This window comes from Lysinibacillus sp. CD3-6 (assembly GCF_006351725.2).
GTDB lineage: Bacteria > Bacillota > Bacilli > Bacillales_A > Planococcaceae > Lysinibacillus.
The window spans coordinates 926,182-940,443 of sequence record NZ_CP085880.1 but is presented as its reverse complement, the minus strand read 5'-3'; the positions used below and the strand labels follow the sequence as shown (position 1 = coordinate 940,443).

At 33.8% G+C, this 14,262-nt stretch carries 17 protein-coding genes; 1 reads left to right on the top strand and 16 read right to left on the bottom strand.

The window, feature by feature from the left end:
- Positions 1–10: 10 nt before the first annotated feature.
- The 7 genes from FH508_RS04390 to FH508_RS23915 all read right to left on the bottom strand — a co-directional run bounded on the left by FH508_RS04390 (position 11) and on the right by FH508_RS23915 (position 5,731).
- Positions 11–1,255, bottom strand: a complete 1,245-nt coding sequence (locus FH508_RS04390) for an MFS transporter (protein ID WP_255639662.1) — start codon at positions 1,253–1,255, stop codon at positions 11–13.
- A complete protein-coding gene (locus tag FH508_RS04385) occupies positions 1,252–2,019 on the bottom strand; it encodes a DUF2268 domain-containing putative Zn-dependent protease (RefSeq protein WP_173477950.1) in 768 nt (255 codons plus the stop codon). Before FH508_RS04385 ends, FH508_RS04390 begins: the two co-directional genes overlap by 4 nt.
- Entirely contained in the window at positions 2,016–2,816 is an 801-nt protein-coding gene (locus FH508_RS04380) for an arylamine N-acetyltransferase (RefSeq protein ID WP_228134383.1), read from the bottom strand. Before FH508_RS04380 ends, FH508_RS04385 begins: the two co-directional genes overlap by 4 nt.
- Complete coding sequence (locus tag FH508_RS04375) at positions 2,817–3,515, bottom strand: SagB/ThcOx family dehydrogenase (protein WP_173477952.1); 699 nt, start codon at positions 3,513–3,515, stop codon at positions 2,817–2,819.
- 12 nt (positions 3,516–3,527) lie between these two features.
- Positions 3,528–4,742: a YcaO-like family protein gene (locus FH508_RS04370; RefSeq protein ID WP_173477953.1), complete on the bottom strand. Its 1,215-nt coding sequence runs from the start codon at positions 4,740–4,742 to the stop codon at positions 3,528–3,530.
- Complete coding sequence (locus tag FH508_RS04365; RefSeq protein WP_173477954.1) at positions 4,739–5,509, bottom strand: hypothetical protein; 771 nt, start codon at positions 5,507–5,509, stop codon at positions 4,739–4,741. Before FH508_RS04365 ends, FH508_RS04370 begins: the two co-directional genes overlap by 4 nt.
- A gap of 93 nt (positions 5,510–5,602) precedes the next feature.
- Positions 5,603–5,731 (bottom strand): hypothetical protein, encoded by a 129-nt coding sequence (locus FH508_RS23915; RefSeq protein WP_255639661.1) that lies wholly within the window; start codon positions 5,729–5,731, stop codon positions 5,603–5,605.
- A gap of 155 nt (positions 5,732–5,886) precedes the next feature.
- On the opposite strand from FH508_RS23915, the gene FH508_RS04360 reads away from it, so the two are divergent.
- Complete coding sequence (locus FH508_RS04360) at positions 5,887–6,720, top strand: alpha/beta fold hydrolase (protein WP_173477955.1); 834 nt, start codon at positions 5,887–5,889, stop codon at positions 6,718–6,720.
- Between the two features lie 54 nt (positions 6,721–6,774).
- Here FH508_RS04360 and FH508_RS04355 read toward each other — a convergent pair whose 3' ends face one another.
- The 9 genes from FH508_RS04355 to FH508_RS04315 all read right to left on the bottom strand — a co-directional run bounded on the left by FH508_RS04355 (position 6,775) and on the right by FH508_RS04315 (position 14,197).
- Positions 6,775–6,939 carry a hypothetical protein gene (locus FH508_RS04355; RefSeq protein ID WP_173477956.1) on the bottom strand — a complete coding sequence of 55 codons (165 nt, stop codon included), beginning with the start codon at positions 6,937–6,939 and terminating at the stop codon, positions 6,775–6,777.
- Positions 6,940–7,062: 123 nt separating this feature from the next.
- Positions 7,063–7,938, bottom strand: a complete 876-nt coding sequence (locus FH508_RS04350) for a helix-turn-helix domain-containing protein (protein WP_173477957.1) — start codon at positions 7,936–7,938, stop codon at positions 7,063–7,065.
- A gap of 427 nt (positions 7,939–8,365) precedes the next feature.
- A complete protein-coding gene (locus FH508_RS04345; protein ID WP_173477958.1) occupies positions 8,366–8,605 on the bottom strand; it encodes a short-chain dehydrogenase in 240 nt (79 codons plus the stop codon).
- A gap of 154 nt (positions 8,606–8,759) precedes the next feature.
- Positions 8,760–9,527 carry a 2,4-dienoyl-CoA reductase gene (fadH, locus tag FH508_RS04340; protein ID WP_173477959.1) on the bottom strand — a complete coding sequence of 256 codons (768 nt, stop codon included), beginning with the start codon at positions 9,525–9,527 and terminating at the stop codon, positions 8,760–8,762.
- 411 nt (positions 9,528–9,938) lie between these two features.
- Positions 9,939–10,346: a DUF1700 domain-containing protein gene (locus FH508_RS04335; protein WP_173477960.1), complete on the bottom strand. Its 408-nt coding sequence runs from the start codon at positions 10,344–10,346 to the stop codon at positions 9,939–9,941.
- 2 nt (positions 10,347–10,348) lie between these two features.
- Positions 10,349–10,678, bottom strand: a complete 330-nt coding sequence (locus FH508_RS04330; RefSeq protein ID WP_173478123.1) for a PadR family transcriptional regulator — start codon at positions 10,676–10,678, stop codon at positions 10,349–10,351.
- Positions 10,679–10,901: 223 nt separating this feature from the next.
- Entirely contained in the window at positions 10,902–12,086 is a 1,185-nt protein-coding gene (locus FH508_RS04325; protein ID WP_139859875.1) for an iron-containing alcohol dehydrogenase, read from the bottom strand.
- A gap of 17 nt (positions 12,087–12,103) precedes the next feature.
- The gene (locus FH508_RS04320) at positions 12,104–12,865 is read right to left on the bottom strand and encodes a 3-hydroxybutyrate dehydrogenase (protein ID WP_139859881.1); all 762 of its coding nucleotides are present in this window, start codon (positions 12,863–12,865) and stop codon (positions 12,104–12,106) included.
- Positions 12,866–12,880: 15 nt separating this feature from the next.
- Positions 12,881–14,197, bottom strand: a complete 1,317-nt coding sequence (locus FH508_RS04315; protein WP_139859877.1) for a GntP family permease — start codon at positions 14,195–14,197, stop codon at positions 12,881–12,883.
- Positions 14,198–14,262: the final 65 nt, after the last annotated feature.

The window sequence follows — 14,262 nt, the reverse complement described above, 5'->3', positions numbered from 1 at the left end:
TTTGTTCCTGTTAACTTAAATTTTCAGAATTTTTTGTGTGCCTGACACCCAATATAATAAAAAATATAATGCCTGTTAGTATTTCCAGAGTGCCACTTATGAGTGGGACAAATCGGATACCTAACCCTTCGATAATGATACCAGTAAGTAATGCACCCAATTGAATTGCAGCCAATGTAACGGTATTCCACAAGCCAAAGACTCTGCCCTGTAGATTTTCTGAAACTTGAGTCTGCATAATATATCTTTCAAATGGAGCTAGTATAGCTGCGCCGATTGAAAATATTATTAGTGCAAGAATGCCTTGATATATCCCGTTAGTAAAACCGAATAGTATCCATCCTAATCCAATCATGCCATAAATAAAGCTATAGTTAATTTTATTGCTTAGCATAAATTTTTTCTGCGCTATTTTATACCCAACAATAATTGCGATGAAACCTTCCGCACAATACAAAATACTAATTCCGTAATTTTGCATTTCATAGATATTCGTTACATATTGCTGAAGCATTAAATTGAATGTCCCAATAATGATTCCCATTGAAAATGCGGAAATTAAGACGATTCCTACTAATTTATTTTGCTGTACCACTTTTAACCCCGTTATAAATTCTTCTTTAAAATTCTTTTCAGTTTTTATTTTCTCACTAAGCTTCCAGTTACATAAATAAATATTAACCGCTGATATTAGATAGAGGAATGAGGCAATAATCCATGCTATTTCAAGGGGGAAAAATGATATTACTAGTCCCCCAATTGAGGCACCTGTCAGTCTTATAACACTTGTAATTGTATAACTTAAAGAGTTAGCAGCAACTAAATCTTCTCCATTAACGATATTTTTCACTACTTTTTGAGAGGCAATAGAGGAAAACGAATTTGAAATACCAATTATAAATCGAATAACAAAAAATAAAACCCAAGATATTTTCATATCTAATTGAGGTACAAATATATAAACTAAGAACAATATTGCATTTAAAAAATCAGCCAATACAATGAACTTCCTAATATTTACCCTATCTACAAATACCCCCGTAAATAAGCTAAATAAAATAGGTGCAAGTCCACTTATTGACCATAATAACCCTAACTGTATTCCATTTTGTGTTATTTTATCTAATAGCACTAGCATCCCAATAAACGAAATCCATGATCCTAAACCCGTAAAAATGGAGGACATTTGTAATCTTTTAAAATCGGGATACTTTCTCCATATAGACGAAATTGTATTTATTTTAATGTTAATCACCTGTCTATACTAGTAGAGTTATAATAAATTTGATAAGGATTAAGTCGTATTAAATGCTCAAATTGTGTTTGGGGTGCCTTCTTCATAAATTTATTAACAATGTAATATCCCATCGTATAACCTAACCACAATGGATAATCCAACGTATTACCATACATAAATTTTTGAATTTCATCCACTTTCGTTAAAGAAAGCTTATGTTTAAAACGTCCTATATACTGATCTATTTCATTGTTACTTATAGCTGTTGCCCATCTTCCAACATAGTCTTTGCCCAGCGCATATTCTACAAATAATTCTGAGCAGCCTTCATCTATTATTACGTCTAGTAAAGTTTTTGGATCTTTCTTTTTGACGATTGTATTGCGAACAACATGCTGGTATTCATGGAAGGAAATACTGTGAATATATTTTGACTCCACCCTTTTATCAACATTTAAATACATAAAAATATTCGATGTGCCATCTGTATGTGCCAAAATTCCGTTCATTTTTTCTAAATAAAATCTATCTGTCGTAATTAACGGGAGAAGGAACACATTCGTAGGAACTTCTATTAAATTGTTACTCGCTGACTGAATATAAGTTGCCACTTCATGTTCGATGTCATTATATAAGTTTTCCTTTTTGTCATGTATCATTTGACTAAAACCAGTTTGTGATAATTGATTGATATCGAAAGCTGAGCTAAATATAGCAAGCTTTTCTTTTACCTCGTCGATAGGTTTGTCAATTAAATTAATTACATTAACTATATCACTCACCTCATCTTGCTTTTATTATGTTGGTCCAATAAATAAATATAATCGTTCCCATCCACTTTAAAATTACTGACAAGTAAGTTCTTTAATTCTACTGAATTTGTATAGTCAAATTGTATATCTTGAATTTTTTCCCCTTTGTAAAATTCCTTATAGCTATTGTTAACTAGAAATAAAAAAGTCTCTGGATTCTTCCACTTATTAATATATAGATTTTGAAGAAATGTATTGTCTTCATGCATAGAATTTTCCCATTCGCACCAAAAATCATTAACAGTTAGGAAACGCCCATCCCACCATTTTGCTGGTTCTCCGCCACATAGAAGAGTGCCACTTTGCGTTTCAGGTACATAGCGCCATTCAACAGAATGCACATGATTAGTTACAATCCAATTTTCTCTTAAAGGAAAGGGCTTAAATAACGGTGCCCAAAAACCAACATCTACGTAATACTCTTCTGCATCATAGCTGACAACTAACGCAAAATGTAGCTCCTCTAATTTAATTATTTGTACGTCATAATGAAGTGCTCGTAACAGATTATAAAGACCCCACGTGAGATGAAAGCAGGTCCCTCCATAACCATTTTCACGAACAGATTCAATATATTTATTCACATCTGCATAATTCTCTTTTACAGTTTTTTTAGCATTATAATCTTGAAATTTTCTAACTGTATCGAATGGTATTGCTAACTGGTGATTTAAAATAATTCGTGAAAGTAACTCAAAACGCGGCAGTTGTAAAAGCATAGATTCATCAATGTTTAATAACCTTAAATATTCTTTATATGCCATCATCTACCCCCCCTTTTGACCAATACAATATAAATATAACGGCACTTCATCTAACGGTAGATTTAGTGCACGATGTAATTTGTCATCATAAAAGCCACCAATAGCACAACAACCTAAATCTGGATTATCTAACACTGCCCTCGAAATATTTTGACCTATGTGCCCCGCTTCAAGAAGGGCGTATCTATATCCTCTAGCTCCATATTTATTAATTATTTCTTCCATTCTTGCCGTCATTACTATGACAAAGGAAGCACTATAAACAAAACTATTATTAATCGGTAGAAATGAGTCAAACGGGATTGCATCACGAATATAATTTAGCTTTGCTTCTGATCTAAGATAATGATAAGTTCCTTTTAAATAATGACTAGCAGATGTTAGTACATACATTTCAATTGGATATAAACCACCTGCTGAGGGGGTTAAAGATTTAATTTCATCCCCCTTTTTCTCTAAAAAGTAACTCTTTTTTAGTATTTGTAAAAGTACTTCCATTGTTAAATCCACTTGTTCATAATTTCTAAAAGAACTCGTTATAGTACCGTTCACATTCGGTACATCACCATAATTTTTATTACTAAGTGGATAATGTTTGCCGTTACTATCTATAGTAAAACTTTTCCCCGGAGCATTTAAAATTTGCGAAAGATAGTTTTTTGAATTGTTATGATAAAACTCGTATATATATGAATCTTTCAAATAAAGCCCTCCTTATGGAAATGGGTGTGGTTCTAGATTTATTTTTCTCCCTAATTTAGAAGCTGTTTCTTGTAATCTTAGACAATTGAGTAGAGGATCATTAATTGAGAGAAAACACAAAGTGGGTATTATCACCCTTACAACGGATAATCCCATTTGTTTTACATCTTCAGTTGTAATTTCGCTATAATATATTTTATGACCTAGACGATTTATCCTTTCGACTGCATCAGTAAATTGCATACGATGGTTTTTGACAGCAATTTTAGGTAAAGAACTAGGCAGTAGTTGCGATAAAATTTCATCATTATTGCCAGCTAAATAATATAGCGGATGATCATCTAAAGTCGATGTATGGTCAAGTTTTTTAGGAATTGGTTCTTCATAGTGATGAATTAGCTCATAATAAATAGAAAATCCTCCCAAACCCTCTTCTAATGACTTTCTTATAGCTTGCAAATATTCAAGTGAGCTAGCACAACCTAAGTAAAATCCAGCATTCCCTTTAACTTTTACAACAGTTAATATTGTAGGAACTTCTAAATCAGTAGTAATATCATACAGACGCAGTTGTAGGTTGCTATTTTCCGCAAGCTCTAATAGCCTTTTTATATATTCGTTGTGAACCGTATTTAAATCGATTTCTCCTCTAACACATCCAAGCAACCAAAATTGAATAAACGCATCGCGTTCTATACACTCATTAAAGCCACTTAATACCGCCTTCTCTAAATTTTGACCACACGCCAATCCAGTAGAAATTAAATCCCGTAATGGTAAATGATTAGGCGGTGATGCTAAAAAAATGAGTTCAAATGGAACTAATATTTTTTTATTATCTACGACATCCTTAGCCTCAACCCATGTTCTCTCTTCATGAAAGTTGACCTCTTTGTACTTCGTATTATTTTTGTATTGTTCTTCTGTATATCGAGTAATGATTGTTGGGTTAAGTGCCTGATGGCGAATATCAGCATATTTACCGACATAAATGTCTTTCATATGAAACTGATTAGCACAATACCTCTCAATACTCTCCCCAATTGCAGCAGACCGAGCATACTCCTTATTTATTGAAAAGCCAGAGCCGCTACTTAAATAATGATCCCCATTAATGACTGCTAAATAGCGAAATAATCTTGGTGACCCTGGCAATGGGTGAATTTCGTTTATTGTTGAAATAAAGCTTGCTCTTAAAGTATCCTCAATGATTATTTGATTACTCATAAACTAACCTCACCCCTACAATACTCACAGTCAGGCATTTGGAATACAGGGTATTTTTTAATTTCAAGTTCCTCCACATCAAAGACGATTTCAGTATTAAAACAAAGTGTTGGCGTTTTCGCTCTACAATACTTTAATAATTCTTTCTCCATAAAAGGTGCTAGAAAAGCATCTAAATTGCCTAAACTTTTATTTTTTATAGGCTCTTCTTCTGCTCTACTAAGACGTTTTTCGAAGCAATTGTAACAAGGACCCCCATCAGGAAAGAAAATCGGTCCCATAAAAATTTTAGAATAGCTAAAGGAATACTTTAACCATGGGACTTCAATCGCTCTTAAACGTTTATGTACCTGTGAAAAAAAACTACTACCATCATTATCAAGTGCTATTACAATGTCTGTATTTTCTATAGAGATATTTTCTAAAGTTGTACAAGTAATAATTTGATTTAAAGTAGGAATGTCAAAAATTCGTTGTAACTTTTCACTTTTTAAACTTCCAGAAACTATGCTTACTTTCAACAATGGTGCTTCATTAATGGACACAATCCCAACTTTCTCTAAATCACTTATATTATTCAATAATTCATGTTCTTCCATATGCACTAATTCACTTATTTTTGTCAAAGGAATTGTTCCTGTTAAATAAGGAAATAGTTCATTAAAATTTGTTACACCTTCTCCATCTATCTCATAACCTACTCTATCATTAATAAATATTAGCTTTTCAGATAAACGTTGTAGTTCCCCGTTTGATTGAATATACATATTTATCACCTCAAAGTTGCAAAAAAGTAGCAAATTTAAAATTCGCTACTTTTTTTAAATTTTTATATCTAGATGGTACGAAAATATTTGCTCTTATTTTTTTAATGGACGAGCTTCACTTCCACCTCCACAACAGCAACCAGCTTGAAGTAATTGTTGTGAATCTTTTGTAGTTTTTGTGTTTAATGCTTGAACATCTACACTTTTAATTGTTAATTTCATATTTAACACCTCCTTGTAAATAATTATACTAATTTTTAATATTTTTACAATAAGTTTATTTATTAAATTATAAAATTATTTATTTTAATTAGTATTTTATAAATAAATTTATTACATTAGTGTTATAATTAGAAAAAAACAATTGGAGGAACCTTATGTGGACACAAAATATGATTGAAACCCCTCGAGGTAACTTTGAGTATTTTCAAATGGGCAGTGGAAAACCAATATGTATTACACATCAATATACAGAGTTTAATAGTAAGGGCAATATCTTTGCTGCTCCATTTACTAAATACTATACGGTCTATTTAATTAATTTAAGGGGCTGCGGAAACTCTATTGATTCAACATCACCTGATGACTTTAGTTTTATGAATAGTGTTAAAGATTTGGAAGCTATCAGAATTGCACTAGGCTTTTCACAATGGAGCTTTGCAGGGCATTCTGCTGGTGGTATGTTAGGTTTAACTTATGCCATAACGAATCCTAATTCTTTACAAAAAATTATAGTAGGTGGTTTGTCCGCATCGTCAAAATATATGTCGCATCCAGATAGCATATATTGCAAGAGTAATCCGTATAATTCGAGGTTATTAGAAATTTTAAAACTTCTTAAAGATCCTTCTAAAACTTTAGAACAACGAAGAGCGTTAAATAAAGAGTGGAATCTAATGTCCTTTTATAAAAAAGAAGATTATGACCGCATAATGTCTCGACCTAATAGTGGAAAGGCAGTAAACAAAAGATTAGATTATTTTATAACTACTGAATTAAAAGACTATGATGTCACTGATAGATTAAAAGCAATAAACATACCTGCTTTTATTTATTGCGGAAGGTTTGATACACAATGCCCTTTAGTTTTTTCTGAAGAAATTGCCAAGGCAATTAACCATTCTAGCTTAACGATATTTGAAAAAAGTAGTCATAACCCTTTTGTTGAAGAAGAAGAGGCATTTCATCATTTCGTTAAGTCTACTAAATAAAGAAAGAAGCTATTCCCCCACGTATAGGAGGAATAGCTTCTTTTCAACATAGGATTAGTGTTGGCTAGGTAAATCAGGTATATCCAGAACTTCTATTATATTGACTACTTCAATATTTTTCGGACTATCCACCATTGCTGTCGGCGTAGTTGTTGGTCCACTAATAAAAGTTACGAAAAGAGTAGATACTACTAAAAATTGCGCTATTATTTTCTTCATATATTACCCTCCTTTTGAAATATTATACATAAATATTTTGATTTTTTCAATAAGTATTTTTATATAAATATTTTTTTATTAAAAAATTCCCGATAGCAGATTGCAATCAGGAATCCATTATTGTTATCGTTTTTCAGTGAAATAATCCAATTTTACTTTTTCTATCACATCAAGGAATTCATAGTTTCCTTCAATTTCAAAAATATGCTGCGCTTTCTCAAAATATTGTTCTGACTCCTTGACCCTATCTAAAATAACTAAGTTTCTACCTATTTGGAAATAAAGCTCTCCCAATAAATATAGTGACTCTTCTGTAACACAGATTTTAATTGCCTTTTTACATTCCAAAATAGCTTCTTCTTCTCTTTTTAAAGCAACTAACGTTTTAGATAGACCATATAAAATCCTAATCTTTAAAACACTATCTTTTAAATTACTTAAATCGTATTCCGATTTGCATTTTTGGAAGAACTCTAAAGAATTTTCATACTGTTGTACTTCAAAATAAATGATCGCAATACTATTATTTATACTAATAGTTTGCTCAGTGTAATTTTCTTTACCAGTTAATTTTAATGCCGTGTTTAATATATCTATAGCGTTTACACTATCTTTATTTAAATAAAAATCACATATGCCCTCATGCCATAGTAAAAACTGTTTATCTTCATTGCTGCTAAAATTCGCCTTTTCTTTTTCAGTTTTGACAATATAGTTTATCGCTTGATAATCTCGATTTCTAATTAGTTTCCTTATTAGTTTTTTTGTTTCCTCATTATCATCATGGTGAGTTTTCATTGAATTTTGTCCGAAGAAGTAGTTAATATCTAACTTTAATTTTTGAGCAATTTTAAACAACACTATACTAGATGGTACACTTTCACCTTTTTCAAAATTACTTATCATCGCCTGCGTACAAATTCCATCTGCCAGCTCTGCTTGTGTAATGCCTTTATCCTTACGTGCTTCTTTTATTTTACTTGAAATAAGTTCTAACATAATTCTCCTTTTCTTCTACAGTATATTTGGTTCTTATACTTCCCTAATCACTACATTTTTTTATGTGAGCGCCACATGGTGCAAATTTTTTGAAGAAATTTGTTATTATATATTATTACTTATAATATAAACCCCTTATCATTATAACTATTCTAATAATAAAAAAGTAATATGTCCATAACACAATTATAGCTTCAAAAATATTACGAAGTGTTTATGTCATTCATTTCAAATTTACGGTTAAAAAGAAAAAAGTGCTGTCGCTCCAAATGTTTGAGCTCAGCACCGATTAGACGTTTAATTAAAGATAATAAAAAACACCTTATAATTTCTTTATTTTAAGGAAAAATAATAGTTAACACTTTAGCTTTTGCTTTTATTAAAAATGAAGTACCACATGTAAATGTGATACTTCATGTAAATCATGTTAATATCCTATTTTACTCCAGTAGTAAAAAATCATAATCCCTAAAAAAAGTAAAAAAACAATATACACCCAAACAATTGGATTCAGCATTGTTGCAAATTCTTCGACTGTCCCTGAAATCGGTTTATCTTTCTCCGATTCCCGCTCTGAAGTCATTTTGGCAATTCGCATTGTTGATACAAAGGAAATAACCGCAATGATTGTAATCGCAATTAGAGCTGGTATTAACCACATACCCATAGACAAAACTCCTTTCTTTGTCCTTAGTATGCATCAATACAGCGCTTCCTTATGCAATGATTTTATTCAAGACTTTAAATGCTCCCTTTCAAAATAAAGAAATCTTCAAGTGTATTGAACTGGATTCAACCATTCATACTTTTGCTGAAGCAAGTTAAAAAGGTGATTGATTTAGCCACTGTCCTCCATCCAATGTGACACATTCCCCATTCATATAACGCGCTTTATCCGACATCATGAATGTTGCTAAATCCGCTACTTCCTCTGGTGTACCAATTCGCCCAAGTGGAACGGAGTCAAGAGTCATGGCAGCTGCTTCCTCTGATACCCATAGTTTCGCTGCCCCACCTGTGCGTTCAATTGGACCAGGCGCAATAGCATTTACACGAATTCCATAACGTTTTCCCCACTCAACCGCTAATGTTCTTGTCATTGATAATACGCCTGCTTTTGCAGCAGATGAATGGATTACACCTGCGCCTGCATTCCAAGCATAGGTTGCCACCATATTAATAATGGAGCCTTTAATTTTATGTTCAATCCAATATTTACCGATGGCAGAAGAGCAAAAGAACGTACCATTTAAGACAATATCCACAACTGCTTTCCAACCATTTGGCGTCAAATCCTCTGCCCGAACGATAAAGTTACCAGCTGCATTATTCACTAGCCCATCAACTTGGCCAAATTTATCAACAGCAAACGCAACCATTGCCTCAGCCTGCTCTGGTATACGAACATCCATTTGGAATGTTTCAATTGTTTTTCCAGCTTCTAATATAAACTCCTTTGCCTTTGCTAATCGCTCTTCATTACGACCAGCAATAACTACATTTGCCCCTTCTGATACGAATTGCTTCGCCATATAAAGCCCCATACCACTTGATCCACCCGTAATAATAATTGTTTTCCCCTGCAACATTCTACTTCCCCCTTTTTTTAGAAAAATGAATACTCATTCATTTTATTTTACTATATTTTCTCGTAAATGTCATATTAATTCTACAAAACTCTTTTTTTATAGAAGTGTATTCACTATCTTTTCATACTTCCCTAACTTATTTATGTATTTGAAATTAAAAAATACTGTAGACAAACTCAAAGTTTTACTATGTTTGTCTACAGTATAAGTGATTATTTAAGTATATTTATAAATTCTATTATTTAACAAAAGAAACTACCACTTTCAAAATAATATGATTTTCAAAGTAGTAGTTCCTTTTTAACTATTTATTCAGTTACACAAGGAGCCTAATATATTGTAAGCAATACTGAAGGATAATCAAAAACGAAATATTCATCAGCACAAATGTTAAATACTTCTTTTTAATTGTTAATCATTTATTTCTTCATAATCAACAACTCCATTCGTTTCTATCGGTTTATCTGATGAATTTCCCATAAATACAATAATTGCTATAAATATAGAAAAAATGATTATCCCTATTAAAGAAGCCATTACAGTTATCCATATTTTCTTGCTGTTCTTTTGTTTAATAGGATGTTTATTTTCAGTAGAAGGTGCACTATACAAGTGTTGAAACTCAGCTTTAATTTCTTTCGCTAATTCATTAGCTGGGAGAAAACTTTTTAAGACCTGTTCTACTGATTTACCATCATTTACTGATTGCAATAAATGATCTTTTACTTCCATGATATGATGATCTCTATCTTTTTTGGGTAATGGCTCCAACTCAAATTCCAGTTGTCGTACATATTCATTTATCTTCTGATTATCCACGTCTAATCCATCCCCTTAATTTCTTCAAAATATTTTAATATTGATTCTAACTCCCTTAGTCTATTTTCTACTAATGCCTTTCCTAAATCTGTAATACTGTAATACTTTCTAATTCTTCCTTCGTATTCTTCTGAAAATACATCAACATAATCATTCGCCGTCAAACGTTTTAATATTGGATAAATTGAGCCATCAGAAATAGAAAAACATTTGCTCTCTTTCAATTCTTTAGTCAATTCATAGCCATACATCTTTTTTTTCTGTAGCATCATTAAAATTGCTATTTCAAATAAACCCTTAAGATATTGCGTATTATTATTTTTGTTGTTCATAAGGTAATTATATTTTTCCAATACATATATGTCAATCATACATATGTATAACTGATACATATCATTTTTTATTAGTGTACGGAACATTGCATTATAATGACACAAGCATGAATGTGACGTCTAATTTTATGAAATATCAACTCCTTTTTATTTTCAACATAAAATTTCAAATAAAAAGTGCCTTCATCTATTGCATAAAGGAAGACACTCTGACTCGAATTGTTTAAAATTCATAATGATAGGCAATTTTGTATAGCTCCATTAATTCGTCCTGTGTGGGCACTTTAGGGTTATTTCCTGGGCTACCACTTGCAATTGCATCGGTTGCCATTTTTGGAATTGCTGCATAAAAAGCTTCCTCCTCGATACCCCATTGGCGTAAATTACCGATCCCCATCTTTTTACATAGTTCTTTTATTGATTCGATAGCTAAAGTTGCTAGTTCTTCTTGTGTACCGCACTGTCCATCTTTGTTAAAGAATTGGCCTATGTTCGCTAACCGTTCTACACATGCATCCTTCGTATATTCTAATACCGCTGGTAGCAGCATTGCATTTGAAATTCCATGAGGCACATGGAAGAGTGCACCTATAGGACGCGACATCCCATGCACTAAAGCTACTGACGCATTGGAAAACGAAAGTCCTGCTTGCATCGAGCCTAGAGACATCGCCTCTCGCGCATCGATATCATCACCATGCTCATAAACTTTTAACATATTATGAATAATTAAATCCATCGCCGATAATGCCAATACATTTGAATATGGATGTGCTAAACGTGATAAATAGCTTTCAATTGCATGGCTTAATGCATCAATGCCAGTCGCCGCTGTGATGGCTGGTGGAGAAGTTATCGTTAACATTGGGTCAACAATTGCAACTGGTGGCATAAAAGCTGCTTGTTTTATCATCATTTTTACATCATTTGTCGTGTTGGTAATAACGGTAGCATCTGTTGCTTCAGAGCCTGTGCCTGCTGTAGTCGGGACTGCTATATGTGGAATAGGTGCTTGCTCAGCGATTTTCGCCATTTTCATGTAATCACCAATGTATCCACCGTTTGTTGCTACAACAGCAATCGCTTTCGCTGTATCAATGCAACTTCCGCCACCAACAGAAATGATGACATCACATTGCTCAGATAGCAAAATTTCAAGACCTTCTGCTACATACGTATCTACTGGCTCAGTCGTTACCCCTAAATACGAAACCGCTTCCAAACCATTCGCTGTCAATAATGACTTACATTGATTGACAAACCCTAAGCTATCCATTATTGGATCGCTAACGATTAGTGCCTTCGTACCTAGTTTTTTAGCATATACCCCAACCTCTTCGAATGCATCTCTTCCATAAATAATCGTCCCTGGAGAATTTACAGTGAAAGTTGTTTTAGTTTGAATCATAACGCATCTCTCCCCCATTATTGAGCAGTATAACCACCATCTAACACTATCGCCTGACCAGTTAAGCCTTTTGCTACATCACTAGCTAGATAGAGAGCAAGTCCAGTAATCTCTGAAACGTCTAGCAAGCGCTTTTGAGGGACAAGTGGATATAACACTTGCTCTAGTACTTCTTCTACTTGGATACCTCGCGTCTTCGCTAAATCTGTAAACTGATTTCGGACTAATTCTGTATCCACATATCCTGGACATATAGCATTTACAGTAATGCCATCATTGGCTACTTCAAGTGCCGCGACTTTTGTTAATCCTATTAGCCCATGTTTTGCAGCATTGTATCCTGCTTTACCAGCAAAACCAATAACACCGTTTATTGACGCCATATTAATAATGCGACCAAATGTATTTTTCTTCATATGAGGTAATGCATATTTCATTGTGACAAATGGTGCAACAAGCATTACTTTTTGCATTTGTTCAAAGACTTCAGTCGGAAAATCCTCGATATAAGAAACATGTTGGAACCCTGCATTATTTATTAAAATATCAAGAGTGTTAAATTTCTCAACTGTAAAAGCGATTGCATCGCTAACTGCTTGTTCATCTGTAACATCACATGTAAAAGCTGTTAATCGTGGATTTTGTTCTACTGCCTCAGCTAAACGTTGCTCATTCATATCTGAAATAACAACATTCGCCCCTTGCTCAGCAAATGCTTGAGCGATTGACAGACCAATTCCACGTGCAGCGCCAGTAATAAATACTGTTTTGCCATCTATCACTTCGTTTCCCTCCTACATTCCAATTGAAAATAATAGTATTGCAATGATTGTACCAATAATTGGTATAACGACTGTCAATGCACCGAAAGGCAAATAGGCATCTTGATGTTTCTCATTACAGACAGAATTTATCGTCGTCACAACGTAACCACCATGTGGCAATGAATCAAGGGAGCCAGAAGCTATCGCGATTGTTCGGTGTAATGCTTCTGTATCTACGCCCATGTCAATATAGTGTGGAGCAAGTAATGGCATCGCAATCGTTTGCCCACCTGAGGCTGACCCTGTTAAGCCTGCAATAACAGCAATTGCAATAGCACCGCCAATCAAAGGATTACCAGGAATATTGGTCATTAAATCTACAGTTGCTACGAATGATGGTGTAGCTTTTACAACGCCTCCAAAGCCGACTACTGCTGCCGTATTTGCAATAGCTACAACAGCACCCATAGCACCTGCTGCAAGTGTCGCACTTACAGACTTTGAATATTTATAACTTACTAAATACGCCATAATACAACCACTCGTTAGCGCAACGATTAAAGCCGATGTGCCAAGTGAGTCGTGGAAAATAAACGAAATCACTAACACGACTAAAAGAGGCACTAAGCTTAATATAGGGCTAGGAAGCTTCTTCTTTTCGTCAACTACTGGATCCGTTGAGCGCTCAATAAATACTTCCCCATTTTTCACTGCACGCTTAATCATCCAATTTAGCCATAGCGCCCCTCCAACCCCCATAAAAATCGCGACGACTATACTCACTTCCCAACCTGCATATGGTGAAGTATGTAAATATTCAATGGGAATCCAGTTCTGAATCTCAGGTGAACCTGCAGATGTCATCGTAAAGGTCACAGAACCTAAGCCAAGTGCCGCAGGAATAAAGCGACGTGGGAAATTTGCTTGCTTAAATAAACTTATAGCCATCGGATAAACAGAGAAAGCTACAATAAATACAGAGACACCACCGTACGTTAAAACTGCTGCTGCAGCCACCACCGCAAAAGTCGCATATTTCACGCCAATTTTTTCAACAATCCACTTAGAAACACTATCCGCTGCACCAGTATCTTCCATCACCTTCCCGAAAATTGCACCTGCCATGAACATTAAATACCAAGAACCAACGAAGCCAGTAAAGCCATTCATATAACTCGTTAAATAATTTGCTTGATTGTCGTGTGCAGTTTGTGGAAAGATTGCTAGACCATTCGTTACAGCTGCGATTAATGCGGTTAATGGTGCTGAAATAAGTAAATTGACACCTCTCATTGTTAAAAAGACCAAAAGTGCTAAACTACCAAAAAGTCCAATATACGCTAACATTCACATCCCACCTATCTTTGTATAGAAAGTGCTATGTTACATCTCATATATTCGTATCAGTAAGC